This is a genomic window from Microcoleus sp. MON1_C1 (genome assembly GCF_036701945.1).
In the GTDB taxonomy this organism is placed as follows: Bacteria; Cyanobacteriota; Cyanobacteriia; order Cyanobacteriales; family Microcoleaceae; genus Microcoleus.
In genome coordinates this window covers 86,373-107,749 of sequence record NZ_JAUBRO010000007.1, presented here as the reverse complement: position 1 = coordinate 107,749, position 21,377 = coordinate 86,373, and the positions used below count along the sequence as shown (strand labels likewise).

General features: G+C 46.2%; 15 protein-coding genes. 7 read left to right on the top strand and 8 right to left on the bottom strand.

Annotated elements, in window-relative coordinates:
• Nucleotides 1-73 precede the first annotated feature (73 nt).
• The 6 genes from QUA62_RS05935 to QUA62_RS05910 form a co-directional block, all read right to left on the bottom strand.
• On the bottom strand, nt 74-745 hold the full coding sequence (locus QUA62_RS05935; RefSeq protein WP_333402989.1) for a hypothetical protein: 672 nt from the start codon (nt 743-745) through the stop codon (nt 74-76).
• Between the two features lie 30 nt (nt 746-775).
• Nucleotides 776-1,219 (bottom strand): Tse2 family ADP-ribosyltransferase toxin, encoded by a 444-nt coding sequence (locus tag QUA62_RS05930; protein ID WP_333402987.1) that lies wholly within the window; start codon nt 1,217-1,219, stop codon nt 776-778.
• Nucleotides 1,220-1,301: 82 nt separating this feature from the next.
• Entirely contained in the window at nt 1,302-2,873 is a 1,572-nt protein-coding gene (locus QUA62_RS05925) for an HNH endonuclease (protein ID WP_333402985.1), read from the bottom strand.
• Between the two features lie 244 nt (nt 2,874-3,117).
• On the bottom strand, nt 3,118-4,992 hold the full coding sequence (gene ftsH4, locus QUA62_RS05920; protein ID WP_006635192.1) for an ATP-dependent zinc metalloprotease FtsH: 1,875 nt from the start codon (nt 4,990-4,992) through the stop codon (nt 3,118-3,120).
• A gap of 226 nt (nt 4,993-5,218) precedes the next feature.
• On the bottom strand, nt 5,219-5,692 hold the full coding sequence (locus QUA62_RS05915; protein ID WP_190659668.1) for a tryptophan-rich sensory protein: 474 nt from the start codon (nt 5,690-5,692) through the stop codon (nt 5,219-5,221).
• A 112-nt stretch (nt 5,693-5,804) separates the two neighbouring features.
• A complete protein-coding gene (locus tag QUA62_RS05910) occupies nt 5,805-6,650 on the bottom strand; it encodes a M48 family metallopeptidase (RefSeq protein WP_333402980.1) in 846 nt (281 codons plus the stop codon).
• 248 nt (nt 6,651-6,898) lie between these two features.
• Between QUA62_RS05910 and QUA62_RS05905 the strand changes: the two genes are divergently transcribed.
• Together QUA62_RS05905 and QUA62_RS05900 are read left to right on the top strand one after the other, a co-directional pair.
• Nucleotides 6,899-8,263, top strand: a complete 1,365-nt coding sequence (locus tag QUA62_RS05905) for an ATP-binding protein (protein ID WP_333402979.1) — start codon at nt 6,899-6,901, stop codon at nt 8,261-8,263.
• 172 nt (nt 8,264-8,435) lie between these two features.
• Nucleotides 8,436-9,014, top strand: a complete 579-nt coding sequence (locus QUA62_RS05900) for a hypothetical protein (RefSeq protein ID WP_333214279.1) — start codon at nt 8,436-8,438, stop codon at nt 9,012-9,014.
• 314 nt (nt 9,015-9,328) lie between these two features.
• Here the strand turns inward: QUA62_RS05900 and QUA62_RS05895 are convergent, their stop codons facing one another.
• Nucleotides 9,329-10,525: a GNAT family N-acetyltransferase gene (locus tag QUA62_RS05895; protein WP_333402978.1), complete on the bottom strand. Its 1,197-nt coding sequence runs from the start codon at nt 10,523-10,525 to the stop codon at nt 9,329-9,331.
• Nucleotides 10,526-10,790: 265 nt separating this feature from the next.
• The gene (locus tag QUA62_RS05890; protein WP_333402977.1) at nt 10,791-11,630 is read right to left on the bottom strand and encodes a dihydrofolate reductase family protein; all 840 of its coding nucleotides are present in this window, start codon (nt 11,628-11,630) and stop codon (nt 10,791-10,793) included.
• Between the two features lie 286 nt (nt 11,631-11,916).
• Between QUA62_RS05890 and QUA62_RS05885 the strand changes: the two genes are divergently transcribed.
• The 5 genes from QUA62_RS05885 to QUA62_RS05865 all read left to right on the top strand — a co-directional run bounded on the left by QUA62_RS05885 (nt 11,917) and on the right by QUA62_RS05865 (nt 20,877).
• On the top strand, nt 11,917-12,300 hold the full coding sequence (locus QUA62_RS05885; protein ID WP_333280831.1) for a photosystem I reaction center subunit IV: 384 nt from the start codon (nt 11,917-11,919) through the stop codon (nt 12,298-12,300).
• Between the two features lie 2 nt (nt 12,301-12,302).
• On the top strand, nt 12,303-13,235 hold the full coding sequence (locus QUA62_RS05880; protein WP_333402976.1) for a DNA-formamidopyrimidine glycosylase: 933 nt from the start codon (nt 12,303-12,305) through the stop codon (nt 13,233-13,235).
• Nucleotides 13,236-13,490: 255 nt separating this feature from the next.
• On the top strand, nt 13,491-13,706 hold the full coding sequence (locus QUA62_RS05875; RefSeq protein ID WP_006635201.1) for an NAD(P)H-quinone oxidoreductase subunit O: 216 nt from the start codon (nt 13,491-13,493) through the stop codon (nt 13,704-13,706).
• A gap of 123 nt (nt 13,707-13,829) precedes the next feature.
• Nucleotides 13,830-14,783, top strand: coding sequence for a malate dehydrogenase (gene mdh, locus QUA62_RS05870; protein ID WP_333280826.1), 954 nt, complete (start codon nt 13,830-13,832; stop codon nt 14,781-14,783).
• A gap of 1,534 nt (nt 14,784-16,317) precedes the next feature.
• Nucleotides 16,318-20,877 (top strand): PAS domain S-box protein, encoded by a 4,560-nt coding sequence (locus QUA62_RS05865; RefSeq protein WP_333402975.1) that lies wholly within the window; start codon nt 16,318-16,320, stop codon nt 20,875-20,877.
• Nucleotides 20,878-21,377 lie beyond the last annotated feature (500 nt).

Below are 21,377 nucleotides of genomic sequence, written 5' to 3'. Positions count from 1 at the left end.
ACAATATTTAGAAACCCGGTGTTTTGAAGCAGCCGGGTTTCTCTATGTTTATAACGATCGCTGTAGGGAGCGACTAATTCTTCGATTTCGATAGGTAAAGGGCGCTCGCTTTTTCCCTAAATATCGCAGACTGATTTAGATAGGTAAAGGGCGATCGCTTTTGCCGTGAATATCGCACAGTTTGGTATTTACTGTGAGGGGTGATGCCTCCCTTGAAAAAAATTACCTCACGCAGCAATTCATCAGGCTTCTTCTTTAAGTCCGGTGATGCTAGTAGTGGTCTATAAACTTCACCTTCATAGGGCTTCCAAACATATCCGAGACTGAACAATCGAAAAATCGAAGATGCTCCCGTTGCTTGCCAAACAGCTTCAGCTAAAACCAATCCAGGAAAAACCAAGGCAGGCTCTTCAATCAATTCGCTGTAGGTTCTAAACTCATCTACTTCCATACCAACTAAAGCATACCGAAACGGTGGAGCAAACCGCAAACTCTGATACAGAAGTATACCTATTTCCGTCATTAAATAAGCACTTTCTGGAGTGTCAATTCCAATCTCACTGATGCCACTTGGACAAACTCGACACCACCAATTTTCTTCTATGTCCTGAAAACTTTCTGCCCGACATTGGGAATGTCTACCGTTTGAGATTACCCAGGAAATTTCATTGAAATATTGAGCAAATTGCTGTGCTTCAGATTGCTTTGTGCCACATTCAGCCGATAAGCTAAACACCCATGCCATTGCTGTTCTCCCGCTGAGTAAATTAAACTATCAAACTTTCTCCCATTCGCTCTGTGTCTGGGCCAGGGCTGCTTCATATTTCTCTAAAAGCATTGTAGCGCTTGGCAAAATACTCACATGAGTTGGACTATCTTGCACAGCTTCAATATCTCCGAGGATCTTGCTGTCGTCAATCTGCCAAAGAGGATCTTTTCCTGTTCCGCCAAATTTTGGGGGTTTGCGGAATGGTGGTAAGCCTTCGATAGAGAGGGATACAGACATTCCTTTTGTGTTTCTAATGGCTACAGTGACAGACTCCTCTGAAGACTTGCGTTCTGTTTCTGGTAGTAAATAACCTTGTTCATCCAACCAGTCTTTGGGCACTTGCTCAACATCAATGTCAATACTGGGTCTGACTCCCAGTAGCCTCGCGTTGCGTCCCATTTTGGGTTTACCGTTTTCTTCTGCCATGCCTCGATAATAGAGTCTTGCCATTAGCCTTTTATCAGCCCAACTCGATCGCCAGACCAATCATAATGTAATTGCTGCATTGGTTGGATGCGATCTTTTTTAAAGCTTAATTTTTATATCCTGTATTGCAGTATGGATGAGTTATCTGCCCATTATCTGAAATTGCCAATCCCCCATCTTCTTTCCGCTGTATGTGATCGATAGAAATTGAGTTTCTGTGAATTAATCCCTTGCATATTTTACAGCGCGGTACACTCAGCAATGCATCTTTTATAAAAATCTCACTCTTTTTATTTGTATTGAATTCTTTTGTAGATGAAGTAATTGACTTCTCTTTATTACGAATATTTAAATACTTAAACTCATCGCTCGATATAATTTTGTCTATAGTGTCATTAAGAGTTTTTCCACCTTTTAAATCAATCACAACTTGCTCAAAAAAATTCGATATGTGTTTGTAGCTTTTCTGAACATCCCTATGCTTTTCATAATAAATCTGTGTAATTAAGTAGTCGTAATTTTGAAGAAAATCTTCAAATTTTTCTCTAACATATATGAAGTCCTTTAACTTTTTTCTTTCATCTAGTTTCATGACAAAATCAACACCAGCCAAGAAAGAGACTGTTCTGTGTTGTCCATTTTGTGAATAGAAATATAGAATGGGATGTAGCCCCAAAGAGGATTTATGATTGCTATTTAATCTATATGCAACTTTTCTCACCTTGTTTAAAAATTTTATTGTTGTTTTACCTGTGAGATCATCATTAACTTCCTTATTGTTAAAATCCTTATTGTTAAAATCTATTTTGTTAACAATATTTACAAAGTCTAAAATTAATTGTAAAGTTTGAGCGGAAGACAATTTTCCGCCCACAGGTAGATCTAGAGTTTTTATTGGAGTCTGCAACTTCGGTTCAAAAAGTATCTCATTAATTTCTTTAGCTATTTCTTGAATTTGATCCTGTATTTCCTTTGAAAATCTCGACCAATATTTATGACCTTTGCCGCTTCTTATTATTGCGCGTGCTGCGATGCTATTAGGTTTCTTTCTGGATTCAAGAAGTTTGAGCTCGGTTTTATCAATGGGGGCAGCTTGCTGATTAATTTTGAAAAATGAATTTTCGGCTTTACTTGCATCACCTTCAACCCATTGAAGCTGAATTGCTAAAGCTGCTAAACTTTTTGCGGATTTTACAATTTCTGGTGGAACTTTATCAGGATGTGTGAGAGCTCGTCTAAAATCCTCGTATAGTCCCACTTTTTTGTTGATCAGTTTTCGTGTTTCTCCAGCAATTTTTAATTGTTCATCAGGAATTACACCGTCATAAAATTGTTTCGATATTTCTCCATCACCGTAATCATTGTTAACCCAAGCAGACAATGCACTCAATCTATGACTCCCATCAATCACGAATAAGTATCCACCTGTACTTCGCCACAAAATGATTGCGGGTATCAAATCACCTTCGATAAAACTCTTTATTAATTCACAAATCCTTTCGCTATCCCATTCATTAGTTTCTCTTTGGAAATCTGGTTTTCTGATGTTTGAAAAGAAAAATGAATCTGCTTTGATATCTTCAATAGAAATTGTTTCTTTTTTCTTACCTGGATTTGTATTTTCTTCTACTTCAAAATCTTCTCGTTCAATCAGAGCATCTAGATTAACTTTAGCCATGATGTTTTTATGTATATTTGGATTAATGAGCTATCCGTCAAACACTGAGTAAGTAAAAGGCTGTGTACTTTCGCTCAAGGAAGGCGCTTACACGAAGGACATAAAATGATCATACATCTTTATGAGCAGGACTTACGCACTCCGAACAAAGAAACCGGGTTTTTCTCGAATCTGCCGACTACAGCGGAGTATTCTCGAAAAAACCCGGTTTCTGGGCCTCATGCGTAAGTCCGATTAAACCCTATTAAACTGAAGCCGCAACCTTATCTAAAGGCCGCACTTGACGGAGGAATTCGCGAAGTGAATCACCTTCCACCACCTCAGTTTCCAACAGTTTCTGCGTAATTGTTTCCAACAATTCCCGATTTGCTTTCAGAATATCCAAAGCTTGCTGATGTGCAGTTTCGACAATTTCCTTCACTTCTTGGTCGATCGCCTCAGCAGTCTGAGCACTTACCGCACGGCGGGCATTTCCCATACCGTCATTGAGGAACATTGATTGTTGACCTCGATCGTAAGCTAGAGGCCCCAAAACCTTACTCATCCCGTAAGTTGTCACCATCCGTTCAGCTAAATCAGTCGCCCTTTGCAAGTCATTTGAAGCGCCGGTAGTAATGCTACCAAACACGACTTCCTCAGCCGATCGCCCGCCCAACAAAGTCGCAATTTGACCCCGCAATTCCGACTCATCTAACAAGAAACGGTCTTCAGTCGGTAACTGCAAAGTATAACCCAAAGCAGCCATACCGCGAGGGACGATCGAGATTTTGGCAACTTCGCCATTACCAGTCATCAGAGCACCCACCATTGCGTGTCCTACTTCGTGATAAGCAACGATGGTTTTCTCTTTTTCATTGAGCACGCGGCTTTTCTTTTCTAAGCCAGCCACAATGCGTTCGATCGCCTCTGCAAAGTCTTCCTGCGCTACAGTTAGGCGTTTGTTGCGCGCCGCCAACAAAGCAGCTTCATTCACCAAATTTGCCAAATCTGCGCCCGAAAAACCGGGAGTGCGAGTGGCGATCGCCTTCAAATTAATATCCGGGCCCAACTTCACTTTTTGAGCGTGAATGTTCAAAATTTCTTCGCGGCCAGATAAATCGGGGCGATCGACTAGAACTTGGCGATCGAAACGACCAGGGCGCAACAAAGCAGCATCCAAACTTTCCGGGCGGTTAGTTGCAGCAAGCACAATTACCGTAGTATTGCCCGCAGCAAAACCGTCCATTTCAGTTAACAATTGATTGAGAGTTTGTTCGCGTTCGTCATTCCCACCGAAGCTAGCGTTACTGCTACGAGATTTGCCGATCGCGTCCAATTCATCAATGAAAATAATACAAGGAGCCTGTTTCTTAGCCTGCTCGAATAAATCTCTAACTCTTGCAGAACCAACACCTACAAACAGTTCCACAAACTCCGAACCCGAGATGCTAAAGAACGGCACGCCAGCTTCACCAGCCACTGCTTTTGCTAACAGCGTTTTGCCAGTTCCCGGAGGCCCGACTAACAGCACACCTTTCGGAATTCGCGCGCCAATTGCCGTAAATCTGTCAGGAGTTTTCAGGAATTCAACAACTTCGACTAATTCAGTTTTAGCCTCTTCTACTCCAGCCACATCAGCAAAAGTAATTTTCGCCGATTCGCCTTCTACATAGACCTTAGCTTTGCTTTTGCCGAGCGAGAGCGCACCCTGAGGCCCGCCACCCTGTCTGTTCATGAAAAATTGAAAAATCGCCACAAAAATCAGCGGCGGAACCACCCAGCTTAAAACACTGCCGATCCAGCCATTTTTGGCAGGAGGAGTTGCCGCAAATTCAACGCCTTTTTCTTGCAAAAGTTTAGGAAGTTCCAGGTCAAAAATCGGCGTAGTTGACAGCACTTGACCGGGTTGGTCTCCTTCGCCTTTTAGTTGGTAGCGAATTTCATTTTGGCCTACCGAAGCTCGGACTACATCTTGTTCTTGAACCTGATGGACGAACAAGCTGTAAGGCACTTGGGGAATTTGGGGGCCGAACAAATTCGGTAAAAAGATGTTTGCCAACAGGAACAAACTTGAGAGCAATAACAAGACATTGCTAATTTGTCGAAAACGAGGTGGTTGGGGCTGGTCTTTAATGGCCATTGATAGCTGTCATCCTTTGATTTAAAGCAGTTTTATTCATCTATTTTCTCATCAACTAGGCAGACAATGTTAAGCGGATTTCCTCACTTTATCGGGTGGGTTAACCCGCTAGCACGGATTTGCTATTATTAACAATGCTTTTTTTAATGAACCGCGAAGATGCTACGGACACGAAGGAAGAGAAGAGCGTTATAGTATGTAGGGTGCGCCGACGATCACCGAATATTTATGCCGCTTCTGGGTTTAATTGAATCATTTCCCAAGTAGTATAAGTGCCGATCGCACCCCAAATCACGTAAGGCAAAAGTAACAACGCCGCAGTTTGAGAAATCGGCAAAACAGCCAACGTCAACACAGCTCCCACAATCTCGCCAGCCCCTCCCAAAATTGTCCCTACTTTGAGACTTTTGGCTCTGAGAGTAGCAGGAATATAAGCAACTGTGACAATTTCTAAAAGCAAGTACAAAGCCATCAACAGCCATGTTTTAAGGCTCCCTGGCTCCTGTTCCCACACGAAAGTAGCGCTGCCGGCCCCGCAAGCAAAAATCACCGTCCAAATTAACGGAATAGCAGGCTCAAAAAACATCCAATCCGGTCTTTGAAGTTTGACGGCCCAGTTAATATCGCGGAGTTTAAAAAACAGAGTGCCGAAGGCGACTGAGAAAGTCACGCCGCCGATAATCATCCAAGATTCGATCATGGTTTTCAACTTTCAAATTGCTCGATCGCTCATTAACTTGATCGTGTCAAATCCAAGCCGAACTTAGATCCGCCTTTAGTAATAACTTTTGTAAAGCCCGATGCAATTATCGCTAACCGCCAGACAAATTCTTAGCAAACTCTTCACGTCCAGACACCAAATTAGCTGGAATGCCGTTCGGGTAATTTTGCGCGATTAAAGCTTGCAACTTTTCAACTCGGTTTTCAGGGTTGGGGTGAGAACTCAAAAACTCCGGTGGCGCTTCGCCCTTCCTAGCGGCACCGAGAATTTGCATCACCTCAACAATAGCTCTAGGATCGTAACCCGCCTCCGTCATAAACCGAAAACCGAGCCGATCGCTCTCCAGTTCGTCGGATCTACCGTACCGCAAACCGACCACTTGATTGACAGCTTGAGCAATTAATGCTGCCTGCTGGCCACCCCCGCGCTCGTCGCTAGTAGCCACACCAACCGCCGTTACCAAAGACCTGCCCAACTGCTGTTTTGCCAAGTGTTCCGCACCGTGCCGGCCCACCACGTGACCGGCCTCGTGCCCCAGTACAGCAGCCAACTGAGCCTCCGAATTCAGGCGCTGCAGAAGTGCGGCGGTAATGAAAACTTGTCCCCCCGGTAAAGCAAAAGCATTGACAGTTTGGGGGTCTCGCAGCAGGTGGAATTCAAACGGATAACCCGCTTGTTTCGCCGCCGAACTGTTGACAACTCGTTCGCCGACTCGATCGATATACTGCTGAATACTCTGGCTGGGATAAAGCCCCCCGTGCTTGGCGGCCATTTGATCTCGCGCCTGCAATCCCAAAACTATCTCTTGGCGGGGAGAAAGCTGCACCCGCTGTCTCTCTCCAGTTACCGGATTTTGTACGTCGTTTGTAAAATAGGTAATTGCCCCAAAAAATGCCATTAACAGCCCGATCGCGGCCCTGAATAAAAATTTTGTCACAGACTTTTACCTAAAAAGTTTCGCGATTAGAATACTAGGGTGACAGCTACCTCCACATCTGTCTGAAGTATCAAGAATGGAAAGTTGTTAGAGTTTTTTGGAATAATTTGCGAACAAGGCTTTTTTTAACGAACCGGGAAGGCGCGAAGAAGACGAAGGAAGAGAAGAAGAGAAGAAGGTTATAGTTATTAAATCGGTTAAATCTGTTGAATCAATTACACAATCCGTTGCCGAACTTCCTTCGCAATATGTTCCAAGCTACCCGCCGCCGCCTCGCTATTTGGTACACAGCCGTTACTGCTGTATTGTTACTTGTATTCGCCACTGGTTTCTATTTCTACGTCCGCAATACTTTGATCGATCGCATTGATGACACCCTCAATCATGTTGTCGAAGTAATAGAGCGAACTCTCGTTATCGAACCGCTAAGTTTCCCTACTATCAAAGATAAAAATAAGTGGCAAGTTAATATTCAAGCCAGTTTTCCAGATAGCACCGATGCAGTAGAAGACGACCACATTGATTTAGAATGGTTCAGTCCTACGGGCGAATTGCTGTGGTCTACATTATTGGAACCGTTGAATATTCCCATTCACGCTAACCGCACCGGCGAAACAGTTTGGATAATTAATAATAAGTTGCAGTCCGATCAAAACTACTCCCTCAGACAAGTAACGCAGCGAGTACAAATCGGACGCCAAGTTCTGGGATATTTGCGAGTCAGCCATCCTTGGTTTGAAGTGACAAAACCCATCCGCCAATTAATTCTCGATTTGATTTTGGGCGCGGGTTTAACTCTAATTTGCGTTGCAGCTATTGGCTGGCTGCTGTCGGGATTGGCTATGAAACCTGTGCGGGAATCTTATCAGCGTCTCAAACAGTTTACTGCTGATGCTTCTCACGAACTCAGAAATCCGATCGCCACTATTCAAACTAACGTCCAAGTAGCTTTAGCGGAACCGGATATCGAACCGCAGCAGCATCAACAGCTACAAGTTATCGAACGCCTAACGCGCCGTTTGGGGCGCTTGGTTGACGATTTGCTATTTTTAGCCAGACAAGATAGCGGTATCGTGCAGCAGCAGTGGATTGAGGTTCCTCTCGATGCTTTGCTGATGGAGGTAATTGAAGAACAACAGGCGATCGCCACTACCCAAAATCTCTCTCTTTCTTTGGAAATTGTCGATCTGCCCAACGCTGAGGACAACTTTACACTGTTGGGAGACTGGGATCAATTAGCCCGACTGTTTACCAATATCGTCAGCAACGCCGTGCAGTACACCCCCTCTGGCGGTCAAATTCAAGTAGAATTGCAGCTTGCAGCTAAAAACAAAAGAAATTCGGCGATGTTAAATCCTGCGCTGCAAATAAAAGTAACAGACACCGGCATCGGAATTTCCGCAGAAGCCCTGCCGCATTTGTTCGATCGATTCTACCGCGCAGATCCCGCCCGCACCCACCGCAGCGCCGCCGGTTCGGGTTTAGGATTAGCCATCGCCAAAGCAATTGTCGAAAATCACCGAGGCCAAATCCGCATTGACAGCCAAGTCGATCGAGGTACCGCCGTTACCGTCACCCTCCCCGCCCACAAATCAGAAGCATCTCGCCCCTAAAACTTCCCCTCCTCCTCTGCGCCCTCTGCGCCCTCTGCGGTTAAAAAAAATCTACCCCTAAAGTCTGATTCTTCTTACCTCTGGCCCAAACCCACCTATTAAAATTCAATTCACGCATAGATTAACATGAACTTTGTTGGAAAACCTCGATCGAACTTGTGAGGAGTTATTTATGTTTCGCCACAATCTACCGTTAAAAAAAATCAGCTTGCTAGCAGCCACCTGCGGAGGTTTACTCGTTAGTCTCGCAACACTTTCCCAGGCCGGCGGCCCACCGCCCCAACAAGGAAAACCCGTTTCCCAACCCGCAGAGACTCCCTCAGAAACTCCCGCAGCCACTGAAGAACCCGTCAGCCAACCAACTCCGGCTGCAAGTCCGGGCCTCAGCGGGATGCCATCTACACCCACAGACGCGCCTCCCCGCTTTCCCCTGCCAAGTGCGCGAGTTACGCCTGCCGAAGGCGGGATAGTAATTAAACTGGTGAATACCACCAATGCTGTCATCAATTATCAAATCGTAGGCGTTACCCAGCCGCGCACTCTGGGCGAACAATCGGAAATTTTGCTTCAAACCCTCCCAGTGCCAATCACCCTCACTTACCAGCGCCCAGACGGCGGATTGGTGCTGGTTCGCCCCCAAGCAACCGCGATGCCGGGAATGTTGCAAGTCAGTTTCGGCGCGACAACTGAGGTGGCCGCTGATACAAAATCCCTGGAAATTCAGGAAGATGGGAGAGTATTTGTGAATTAGGTTAATTGGTTGACGGTTGACTGTCACCATTCGTGTCAACTTAAGACTAAAATCCCTAATAAATATCGTTTATAGTTGAGTTTCGATCCCCCCTAACCCCCCTTAATAAGGGGGGGACAATAGTATTGTTAAGTCCCCTCTAACTCCCATTAATAAAGGGGGAAGAGCATTCAAATTCCCCCTTATTAAGGGGGATTTAGGGGGAGCGAAACTTCGATACAAACGAGATATTATACACAGGGTTTTAGTATTATGTTGACACCGATAGGCTGTTACTAATTCCCAATTTCCAATTCCACATTCACAGTCAACCGTCAATCGCCGAGTACCAAAGGAGGTAACTTAGTAAAAGGTAAATCCTCGTTGACGGCATCAATTTCTTGCTGTTCTCTTTCGTTGATTTGACCGATATAAGACTTGAGAATTTGCGCCAGACGGTTGTTATAAAATCGGTGCAAACTATAATTGGGCGTAGCTGGAAAGCCGCGCCGTTTTTTGTGCCGCCCACCGGCACCGGGATCGAAGCTTTGGATGCCCCGATCGATCGCCCATTCGATCGGCGTATAGTAACAAGCATCGAAGTGCAAGCAGTCGATTTCCTGCAAACTGCCCCAATAACGCCCGTACAGTCGATCGCCCTTATACAAACAAAAAGACATACCCACAGGCTGTCTGTCATCTTCCTTGTCGTAGGCGGCTACAAATAAAACTCGATCGCGATAATTGTGGTGCAACTGTTCAAAAAATCGCTTAGTCAGATACTTGCTTCCCCACCAACCAAATTTGTCGCAAGTATTCTCATAAAAAGCATACATTTGAGCAAACATGGCTTGGGGAATTTCATCGCCAGTCAGCGTTTTTACCAACAACCCAGCTTGATCGACTGCTTTGCGTTCGCGTTTGATATTGCGGCGCTGGTTGGCATTAAATGCGCCTAAATAATTGTCAAAATTTTGATAGCCTTGATTTTGCCAAATATAGCTGTGGTGCAGCCAACTGCTGAAACCGTGGCGTTCCATTCTTTCGCGCCATTCTGGATCGACATAAAGGAAATTGCAACCAGAGATATTGTGGCGATCGCAAAAATGGTCGATCGCGCTTACCATTACTCCGGTTAACTCGTCTTCATCTTCTCCCTCGGCCATCAAAAACCGATAGCCTTCAGCCGGAGTAAACGGCGTCATTCCCATCAATTTGGGATAATAGTGAACACCCAAACGTTGGGCTAAATCCGCCCACTGATTATCGAATACAAATTCCCCGTAACTGTGACTTTTGACATAAAGTGGCGCGCAAGCAATCAACTGTTTGTCTCGCCAGACTGTTAAGTGATGCGGTAGCCAACCGGTTTTACCTGTTGCACTGCCCGAGACTTCGAGATTGTTCAGCCAATCCCATTCGAGAAAAGGAGTTTTTAGTGGCATCGCCAAGGCATCCCACGACGCTTGCGGGATTTCGCCTATTTTGCTAATCCAGGCTACAGAATATTCAGGTTTTGGCTGTTTCAGCATAGGGAGATTTGAGCGTAGAGCGATCGAACTTCATTTAAGTTAATACAATTATTCGATCGCTGGGAAAGCTGAATGGCAACTGGTGTCAACTGAACCTTGAAACCTCACAAATCTCGCTTTTGTCCGAAACCCGATCCCCCTAAATCCCCCTTAAGAAGGGGGACTTTGAGTGCCTCCGGTTCCCCCCTTCGTAGGGGCGGTGCCCCCGTGCCCGCCCTTGGCTAGGGGGGATCGGAGGGCTTAATCGTCAAACCCTAGTCTCGGATTACGTTTGAGCTTCAGTTCGATCGACCCGATAATGCAAAAATACCTCTTGTCCCACCTGTTTAACCGCCAAAAGTTCCAATTTCGGAGCTAAATCCGCCAAAAAACCCTCTCCCTCAACAGCCGTCGGTGCATCCGCCCCGCCCAAAATTAACGGGCACACCGTCAGCCAAAGTTCGTCTACCAAGCCTGCAGCCAGCACAGAGGCTACCAGTTTTCCGCCGCCCAGAATCGCCAAGCGTTTGATATCGAAGCTTGCTAGCTGTTGAAACGCATCAATCCAATCAATCTCTCCACCTGCGGTTTTTGCATAGATAATTCGATCGAATTGAGATGTTGCACCATTCTCAATAAGCCTTTTATGAACAGGCAAGATGCCTGTTCCACAAGAAAATTCATCTTTTGTGGAACGGGCATCTTGCCCGTTCTTGAGAATGGTGCCAGATGTGCGATCGAACTTAGTGTCTTTGGTCGGGTACGGAGACGGCATTGCCGTTTCCCTACTGTCTTGCCCCGTCAGCAGCCAGCGAGGCACCGGTTGCTGGAAAAATCGCAAGTTGGGGTCCAATTGGGACGATCGCGAACATACAATTTGCACAGGTTGTGGGGGCTTCCCTTGCAGTTGCCTCTGTTTGACCAATTCCGGCGAAATCACTCTCATCGTCGTCCCATAAGCCTGTAACGTGCCGTTGCCGAACAAAACGGCGTCGCTTGCTGCTACTTGCTGTTCGAGGTGGGCTTTGTCGTTGGCAGAACCGAATCTCGCGGGCGATCGTACTGCATCTGCAATTTTACCGTCTGCGCTGATCGCGAGTATTACTGTGGCGTGAGGTTCAGTCATAACTTATCAGAATTTCCCAGAACATTAAACTGTAGCAATTCACAACTATTTGTAAAGTTTGTTTTCAACTCGATCGTACTGGTTTTATTTGACGGATAATGTGGGTTTATTTATTTTGCAACCGCAGCGATCGCCCTACCAAAGTATTTACTTTTCTTTACAAACAGCAGACAAAAAACGGCGCGGGAGGTAAAAAATTCGTTGCAGACTTTAAATGCGCCGCGCGATCGACTAGAGTAAAAAAAATGGCTTGATCCGTTTATTCATCGCAAAGGAAAAAAAGCTCATGGTTCAACGCGGTTCTACAGTCCGGATTCTCCGCAAAGAATCCTACTGGTATCAAGAAGTGGGCACCGTTGCTACGGTAGACCAAAGCGGCATTAAATACCCAGTTATCGTTCGCTTTAACAGCGTAAATTATGCAGGCGTCAACACCAACAACTACGCCCAAAGCGAATTAGTGGAAGTGGCACCACCCACAGCAAAATCGAAAACAGGGACTCCAGTAGCTTCCGGCGGCAAACAAACCACGCTCGACGAGAGAACTCGGCAAACCGGCCAGGGTACCCCCTCGCAGCAGCCGAAAACTTCTACGGACAGCAAACCGGGCTCCGAAACGCCGGGCACGGTCCAAGGTTCGCCTCAAGGTCAAGGAACAGAACAACGCTAATTGTGCCAGAACTGCCAGAAGTTGAAACTATTTGCCGGGGTTTGAATCAAGCGACCCTCGATCGAGAAATGTTGGGCGGGGACGTGCTGTTAAACAGCACGATCGCCCGCTCAATATCTGCGACCGATTTTTTGACAAAACTCAAAGGAAAGTCGATCGCCCGCTGGTACAGACGCGGCAAATACCTCCTGGCAGAACTATCTCAATTCCCAGAAGGAGAAAGAGAGAAAGGGAAAGGGGAAGAATTTAGGGCTCAAACTCCAAGCTCTTCCCCTCTTGCTTCTTCCTTCCTCCTTCCTTCAAAAGCCGGCTGGTTGGGCGTTCACCTGCGGATGACCGGGCAACTGCTGTGGGTGAACAGATCCGAACCCCTGCAAAAACACGCGCGAGTGCGGCTATTCTTTGAAGGAAACCAAGAATTGCGGTTTGTAGACCAGCGCACCTTCGGGCAAATGTGGTATGTGCCAGCAGAAACCGAGGTTTCCAGCACAGTCATCGGCCTCAAACTCTTAGGCCCCGAACCGTTTTCCGACGAGTTTACAACAGAATATTTGGCCCGCAAGCTGCACCGGCGGGCGCGACCCATTAAAACAGCTTTGCTAGACCAGGCACTGATAGCTGGTTTGGGGAATATTTACGCAGACGAAACTTTGTTTTTGTCGGGAGTGATGCCCACAACTCTGTGCGCGGATTTGACCGCAGAGCAAATTGGGCACATCCATACAGCTATTATTCAAGTTTTACAGAAGGCGATCGAATCCGGCGGCACGACTTTTAGCAATTTTCTCAACGTCCAAGGTGTCAACGGCAACTACGGCGGCGTCGCTTGGGTGTACAATCGCGCCGGTCAACCCTGTCGCACTTGCTCCACAACCATCGAACGTATAAAATTAGCAGGGCGATCGACTCATTTTTGCCCCGCGTGCCAGCAATAAGCGGAAGAAAGAAGGAAGAGGGAAGAAGGAAAAAGGAATAAGGAAGAAGGAAGAACTGATATCTTGCACCATTGTCAATAAGGCTGTCACGGGCCGGGGGGACACCCAGCCCACAAGAATATTGAACTCTTGTGGAACAGGCATTTCCGGCCTGTTAAGCGAGAATGGTGCCAGATGTCAGAAGAAAGAAGAAGTCCTTTCCAGCCCAATCTAGATTAAAATTTGTATAGTTTTTTAAACTAAACAAAGCAAGTTATGGCAATCAAGAAAGGCAGTATAGTTCGCGCTGTACGCGAAAAATTGGAAAACAGTCTAGAAGCCAAAGCCAGCGACCAGCGCTTTTCCTCGTATATATTTGAAACAAAGGGCGAAGTGATGGATGTTCGCGGCGACTATGCCTTCGTCAAATTTGGCAAAGTACCCACCCCCAATATTTGGCTGCGGGTAGACCAACTCGAAGATTTTAACTAACTCACCAAAACTAAACATCACTGTTCTTAATGTAGCGAAGGGTGCACACCGCGCACCTTTCCCCAATTAAGCTCATTGCTCAAATCTAAAATCTAAAATCTAAAATCTAAAATCTAAAATCCAATGAATTCTCCATCAAACCGCGTATCAATTATTGGTGCAGGCAAAGTCGGCAGTACGTTAGCCCAGCGAATTGCTGAGAAAAATCTGGCAGATGTAGTATTGCTAGATATTGTGGAGGGTTGGCCGCAGGGCGTTGCTTTGGATTTGATGGAAGCCAGGGGAGTAGAACGCCACGATCGCCAAATTGTCGGTACAAATGATTATAGAGATACCACCAACTCAAATATTATAGTAATTGCCGCCGGAGTGCCGCGCAAACCCGGTATCAATCGGGAAGATTTAATTAAAATCAATGCTCGAATTGTCACCGAAGCCACAAAACAGGCGATCGAGCATTCTCCCGAAGCAATCTTAATCACAGTGACAAATCCCCTAGATATCATGACTTATTTAGCGTGGGAAGCAGCGGATTTGCCCAAACACCGAGTCATGGGGATGGGGGGAGTTCTCGACTCCGCCCGCTTTGAAACTTTTATAGCAATGGAATTGGGCGTTTCAATTGCTGAAATCAATGCAACTGTCATCGGTTCTCACGGCGATTTGATGGTTCCTTTGCCCCGCTATTCTACTGTCAACGGTATTCCCATCAATCAACTTATGGATGCTGGCGCGATCGATCGACTCGTACAGCGGACTCGCCACGGCGGCGCAGAAATTGTAGAATTGATGAAGACTGGTAGTGCTTATTTTGCACCCGCATCTGCTGTCTGTTTGATGGTAGAATCTATTTTATTTAATCAGTCGCGACTCTTGCCTTGCTGCGTTTATTTGCACGGCGAATACGGCCTGCAAGATATCTTTTTAGGAGTGCCCTGCCGCTTGGGATATCAGGGAGTCGAACAAATAGTGGAACTCGAACTCAGCGATACTGAAAGAGCAGCCTTTATCGAGTCGGGCAAATTGGTTGCCCAAAATATTGAGGAAGCCAGGGCAATACTGAAAACGGCTTCTTAAGTTTTTAGCAGTTCGTCGATCAGAGCAGCCTGCTCGCCACTTCAATATAATAATTTATATCGAGTATGGCAGTGCGATCGCTCGGTCTGAAATAGGCTTACTGGCTCTCAATCCCGCTTTTATAAATATCATTGAAAATGCTTTTTATGCTGCATTTTAAAAGCAGAAAAATGGCAGCAAGGAACCGATCGCTAAACTGAAAGTTTTATTATATCAACTCCGGTAGCATCGGAATTAATATTACCTGCTGTCAGGAGACGGCTTGGCCTAAGTCCCTACAATTAATCGGGGTAGGGACGGCCAAGCCGTCTCCTCGGTATCATTCCGATGCAACCGGAAACGATATTATCCAAAATTTGGTAAAAATGCCAAAACTGGCAAAAGCACTTGAACTTTTTATCCGCGAAAACAACCTCGGAATTTATCTAAAAAGCAAAGAAAAAATTTAGCCTTTCTTTACTACTAAACCGACAGCAGAAGCCATCAGTTTTGGATTGTCTCTGACTCGCGATATTATTGCCCGACAGCAGGGTGGCACTTTAAATATACAAAGCGCAATGCGAGTTTATACGCAATTTATCATTACTTTGCCCAAACTTTAATCCTCGCGATCCCCATTTCTGTTCATCAAGCTTGAAAGACCTTGACTTTAGTCAAAAATGTGATACCCTAAATCTTAGTATTATCTAAAAATTTCTACACTTCTCAAAAAATGCAAAAATTGGGTAAAAACTGTTCGTAAAGCGAAGCTATCCCGAACCCGGGTGCGTTCGGTGAAGGGTAGGGAATCGCCCTTGAGTTCAGCCAATTTAACCATACTCTGCAACTACCTCAAGTGTTTAACTTAAAACTGATCTCTGCTGCGGTGGATTTTAATAAGTTTAAAAAATCAAATCGATAGCATAAAACAATTAGAAGGCTAGGAAAATTCTCTAAAATATCGGGTTGCCCGAAAGTCTGTATTAAATTTAATTTAGGACAGATAAATCGAGAATTAGCGAAAACCATAGAAAAGGCGAGCGCCTAACTTTAAACAAATTTTCATACAGGCGCTCCCAACAGGATATTCGAGCGCCCAACCAAGGAAACCATAGATCGAGTTGGCCGTAATAATAAAAAGGTGACAATTGCAACCGAAGGCGAGCGAAAAAAATGTCAAAATTAGTCAGGATGCTCCCCAGGCTCCTGGTATGAAAGGCTGTTTCTTGTTTCCAGTTTCGGAAATTCCCTGACTTAATTACCTTAAGAAACCGGGTTTATGTTTAAGCTTGGTTGCCATTCTTCTCAATAATTACCAATTTATTAAGTAACAAATTATGCCATTTTTTCAGTAAAAATACAGGAGCTAACATGGTCGATTGACCATTCAATCTAGAAAAAATACGGAAATGCAGCGTGAGTAGCTGCTAAGTGCTAGCAGAAGGAGGAGAATATGTTCTTTGCCTTTTTGAGTTACCAGGCTCAACTTGCAGAGCGCTATTGAGATGCCATCAACCTTGATAACAAACCGCAAAATAACTAAAGAAAAAGCATTATGTTTCATGAATACCTGTATCACGAAGTCAGCAACCTGCGCGAGAAACTAGCTCACCTAGAAAGACAAACGCAGTCTCAAACCTGGTTCAAAAAGCTGCAAGCGCTGATGGGAGTTATTAGCAAAATTCGTGAATCCCTAGACTTAGAAACAATATTCAAAATCACAGCCACCGAAGTTCGGCAACTCCTAAATGCCGATCGAGTCGCCGTCTACCGCTTTCTTCCCGAATCCGAATGGAATGAGGGCGAAGTAGTGTCCGAAGACGTACTGCCCCAATACAGCCCATCTTTGGGAGCAAGAGTCAGCGACTACTGTTTCGGCGAACAATTTGCCGCCAACTATGCCAAAGGATACGTTCAAGCAGTCACGGACATTTACAAAGCCCGGTTGAGCCCTTGTCACCTCAAAATCCTCAAGCGATTTCAAATCCGAGCCAACTTAGTCGTACCGCTCCTGCAAGGGCAACACCTGTGGGGATTGCTGTGCATTCACTCCTGCGGTCAACCCCGCCAGTGGCAAGAAGACGAAATCGAATTTGCCAGACAAGTAGGCGACCATTTAGCAGTTGCCATCCACCAAGCCGAACTGCACTTGCAAACCCAGAGGCAAATAGCACAAATCGAAGCGGCACAGCAGAAACTCCGCGACAGCGAGGAAAAATATCACCAAATTCTCGATTCGATCGGCGATATGGTATTAGTCAAAGGCCCCAAATCCAAAATTGTTTGGGCAAATCAAGCGTTCCGCGACTATTACGGCATGACTGAAGAGGAACTTCAAGACATAGTAGACGCACCTTTCGCCGATACCGACAATACTCTCCAGTACATCAAAGATGACGCCTTCGTATTTGAAACCGGACAGACTCTGCAAATTTCCGAAGAACCGGTGACGCGCTACGACGGAGAAGTGCTGCTGTTCAGCACAGTCAAAACACCGATTCGCAACGCAGACGGCCAAATTGTCATGACTGTCGGCGTCTCCCGCGACATGACGGAACGCAAAAAAACAGAAGAAGCCGTCAAAGCCAGTGAAAGCAAATACCGCAGCCTGGTAGAAACCTCCCAAGACATGATTTGGTCGGTCGATGCTTTAGGACGCTATACCTTCGTCAACCCAGCAGTTAAGTACATTTACGGTTACGAACCAGAAGAAATGATCGGTAGGTCGTTCTCCGACTTTGCGACACCAGAACAAAGCCAGAAAGATTTAGAAGTTTTCGCCCGCCTGTTTGCCGGAGAATCAGTTTTCCAGTACGAAAGCACCCACATCGCCAAAGACGGCAGCATGAAACATTTGATGTTTAACGCGATCGCCCTCTACGACGAAACCGGAAACTTCCTCGGCACCACGGGTACAGCTACCGACATTACCGATCGCAAGCGAGCAGAAGCAGCCTTACAACACGCCAACGCAGAACTAGAGCGCCGAGTAGAAGCACGCACGGCCGAACTGCGACAGACTTTTGCCGCCCTCAGTGCCAGCGAAACCAAGTTTCGGACGATCGCGGCCACCATGCCCGGAGCCTTGTTCCAGTTTTGCAACCGTGAGGGAGTTTGGCGCATTGACTACATGAGCGATCGCATAGAAGATATCAGCGGCGTTACAGCAGCAGAAATGATGCAAGACATCAATACATTCATTTCTCGCATCCACCCTGAAGACTTGGAGAGTTACATCGGTTCCGTCAACGAAGCCGTAGAAAACCTCTCTCCCTGGCACTACGAAGGACGGTTAGTCAAGCCCGACGGTGAGATTCGCTGGTGGCAGGGCGACTCCATGCCCACCCGCAGCGAGAACAGCGAAATCGTATTTTGCGGCGTATTGTTCGACATTACCGATCGCAAAGTTGCCGAAACCGCCATCCGCCAAAGCCAGCGGCAGCTACAAGAAGCCCAGAGACTCGCCCACGTCGGCAATTGGGAACTCGACGCAGCCACCGAAACCCTCACTTGGTCGGAAGAACTTTTTCGCATCTTCGGACTCGAACCGGCCCCCATCGCGCCCCACCTAGCCGAACAGGTCGCTCTGATTCATCCAGAAGATTTGGAATTGTGGCAAACTCAAGTGCAGCGGGGACTCGCAACAGGCATCCCTTTTGATTTTGACTTTCGCCTTTACCGTCCCGACGGCATCTTGCGACACGTGAACGCCGTGGGCCAAGCGGAAACCGATGTGAACGGCAAGGTGGTAAAAATGTTCGGTACGGTGATCGACATTACCGATCGCAAAGCCGCCGAAGCAGCCCTGCGACAAGCAGCCGCCGAGCTGGAAGACAGAGTGAGCGAGCGCACGGCCGAACTTTCCCAAGCAGTCACCCAATTAGAACAAGAAATTGGCGATCGCAAACAGGCAGAAGCAGCGCTGCAAGTTTCCGAGCAAAACCTGCGAACCATATTTAACAATGTCTACGATGCTATTTTCATTCACGATTTAGAAGGCAACATTCTCGATGTCAATAATCGAATGTTAGAAATGTACGGAGTGAGCCAGGAACAAGCAACAAAATTATCAACTAAAAATGACTATTCAAGTAGCGACAATCCCATTGAACAAATGGGAGAACTTTGGGAAAGAGTATTAGCCGGCGAAACAGGTCGCGTGGAATGGAAAGCGAGGCGTCCCAACGACGGTTCAACTTTTGATGCAGAAGTTGCCCTGTCCAGAATTCATCTCAACGGCAATCTCAGCGTCATTGCCAACGTCCGAGATATTAGCGATCGCAAACAGGCAGAAGCAGAACTGCAACAGGCTCAACAGTTTATGGAATCAGTGCTCAACACCATACCCGTCGCAGTAGTTGTCAAGGAGGCCCAAGAACTGCGGTTTGTACTGTGGAACCCAGTCGCCGAACAGGTGCTCGGTTACAGTTCAGCAGAAGTTATGGGCAAAAAGGACTCCGACGTTTTGCCCAGAGAACAAGCCGACTTTGTCACCGCCAAAGACCGGGAAGCGCTCGCCAGGGGGCAAATTGTAGACATTCCCGAAGAACTGATTCAAACAAGAGAAGGCGATACTCGCATATTTCATACGAAGAAAAGCGCAATTCTCGATGCTGATGGCAAACCGCAATATCTATTAGTTGTCACTGAAGACATTACCGATCGCAAGCGGGGAGAAATTGCCTTGAGGCGATCGGAAGCCCGACTCAGACAGCAGGCCGATCGAGAAAAATTGCTCAACAGTCTCACCGCTCAAATCCGTAATTCCCTCGATTTCGACAGCATCATTGCTGTCGCCGTCCAAGAAATTCGCGCTTTCCTGCAGATCGATCGTTGCAACTTTAGCTGGTATCGCTGCGACGGGGAGGAACCTTTCTGGGAAATTATTAAAGAATCTTGCCTTCCCGAACTTCCCGATTTAATAGGTCGCTATAAAGCTTCGGAATTGGGCGCTTTAGGAGAACCGATCTTGCGTCTAGAAACGCTGCAAGTCGATAATGTCGAAGCAATCGCAGACCCTGTTTGGAGAAAGTCTCTTCGTTCTATGGGCTACCAATCTATATTGGCAATTCCGATGCAGGCACTTTCGGGAGTCCTGAGTGTTGTTACCTGCTCCCACTCCGCTTGTGTGCGGCATTGGAGCGACAGCGAAGTAGAATTGTTGCAAGCGATTACAGTTCAATTGGCTATCGCTCTCAACCAAGCCGATCTTTACGCCCAAACTCGCAATAAAGCTCTCGAATTAGAACAAACCTTGCAGCAATTAACCAGCACTCAATCGCAGTTAATTCAAAATGAAAAAATGTCGAGTCTCGGTCAACTTGTGGCAGGAGTCGCGCACGAAATTAACAACCCAGTTAACTTTATTTACGGCAATCTCACCCACGCTAACGACTATACTCAAGACTTACTCCACCTGATCGAACTTTACCAAAATCACTATCCCGATCCAGTCCCGGAAATTCAAGAGGAAGTAGACACTATTGAACTCGACTTTCTGATGGAAGACCTGCCAAAGTTGCTTTCTTCAATGAAAGTCGGTGCAGACAGAATTCAACAAATTGTTGCTTCTCTCCGCACATTTTCCCGCATGGACGAAGCGGAAATGAAAGCAGTCAACATCCACGACGGCATAGATAGCACCCTGATGATTTTGCAGCACCGGCTCAAAGCTAAACACAATCATCCAGAAATTGAGGTGATTAAAGAATACGGTCAACTGCCCTTAGTAGAATGTTATGCCGGACAGTTAAATCAAGTATTTATGAACATCTTGAGCAATGCTTTGGATGCTTTGGAAGAACGGGATCTGCGCCGTTCTGCTGAGGAAATGCGGGAACAGCCGAGCCACATCCGCATCCGCACTGAAATATCGCCAGCGGGCAAGGTAATTATTCGGATTGCTGACAACGGGCCGGGAATACCGGAGGCTGTCGGCACTCGCCTTTTTGACCCGTTTTTTACCACTAAACCTGTGGGTAAAGGCACTGGGATGGGCTTGTCAATTAGCTATCAAATTGTTACAGACAGACACAATGGGTCGCTGAAATGCAGTTCTTCGCCGGGAAAGGGTACAGAATTGACGATCGAGATTCCCCTCAAAGCTAATTGTTAATGGGGAATTGGTAAGTTGTAATTGGCAATTGGTCATTGCGAAAGCGTTACTGTGCGTCCGTTGGGTAATTTTCAACCCGATCAAATCCGGTAGCATCGTCAGGCGTAAAATCCAGTCAATAGTTAACAATCACGGACGGGGCAACCGGAATTGATAGAATTCATCTGCGTTAATGTGTGTTTATCTGCGGTCATCGGCGGTGTGAAAAAGATAATTTCTCGGGCCGCATATGACAAGGGATTAACGCGGATTCACGCAGATGCCGAGAATAGATATATGAATATAGCAATCCTTGCAGGAGTCGTAAATTTTTGACCCCACCCCAACCCTCCCCTTATCAAGGGGAGGGAGTAAGAAATTCACAAATGATTTAGGATGGCTATAATTCCGATGCTAACAGATTTGATATCATCACCGAAAATCTAATTTTGATGCACCATTTATTCTCTGGTGCATCAGTTTTGAGATTGTGAGTTTGTAGCAAAAATGTCTTCACGGGG

What these genes read in the sequence shown, in the direction of transcription:
- QUA62_RS05935 (WP_333402989.1), bottom strand. Translation starts at nt 745, where the DNA reads ATGGCATGGGTGTTTAGCTTATCGGCTGAATGTGGCACAAAGCAATCT.
- QUA62_RS05930 (WP_333402987.1), bottom strand. Translation starts at nt 1,219, where the DNA reads ATGGCAAGACTCTATTATCGAGGCATGGCAGAAGAAAACGGTAAACCC.
- QUA62_RS05925 (WP_333402985.1), bottom strand. Translation starts at nt 2,873, where the DNA reads ATGGCTAAAGTTAATCTAGATGCTCTGATTGAACGAGAAGATTTTGAA.
- ftsH4 (WP_006635192.1), bottom strand. Translation starts at nt 4,992, where the DNA reads ATGGCCATTAAAGACCAGCCCCAACCACCTCGTTTTCGACAAATTAGC.
- QUA62_RS05915 (WP_190659668.1), bottom strand. Translation starts at nt 5,692, where the DNA reads ATGATCGAATCTTGGATGATTATCGGCGGCGTGACTTTCTCAGTCGCC.
- QUA62_RS05905 (WP_333402979.1), top strand. Translation starts at nt 6,899, where the DNA reads ATGTTCCAAGCTACCCGCCGCCGCCTCGCTATTTGGTACACAGCCGTT.
- QUA62_RS05900 (WP_333214279.1), top strand. Translation starts at nt 8,436, where the DNA reads ATGTTTCGCCACAATCTACCGTTAAAAAAAATCAGCTTGCTAGCAGCC.
- QUA62_RS05895 (WP_333402978.1), bottom strand. Translation starts at nt 10,525, where the DNA reads ATGCTGAAACAGCCAAAACCTGAATATTCTGTAGCCTGGATTAGCAAA.
- QUA62_RS05890 (WP_333402977.1), bottom strand. Translation starts at nt 11,630, where the DNA reads ATGACTGAACCTCACGCCACAGTAATACTCGCGATCAGCGCAGACGGT.
- QUA62_RS05885 (WP_333280831.1), top strand. Translation starts at nt 11,917, where the DNA reads ATGGTTCAACGCGGTTCTACAGTCCGGATTCTCCGCAAAGAATCCTAC.
- QUA62_RS05875 (WP_006635201.1), top strand. Translation starts at nt 13,491, where the DNA reads ATGGCAATCAAGAAAGGCAGTATAGTTCGCGCTGTACGCGAAAAATTG.
- mdh (WP_333280826.1), top strand. Translation starts at nt 13,830, where the DNA reads ATGAATTCTCCATCAAACCGCGTATCAATTATTGGTGCAGGCAAAGTC.
- QUA62_RS05865 (WP_333402975.1), top strand. Translation starts at nt 16,318, where the DNA reads ATGTTTCATGAATACCTGTATCACGAAGTCAGCAACCTGCGCGAGAAA.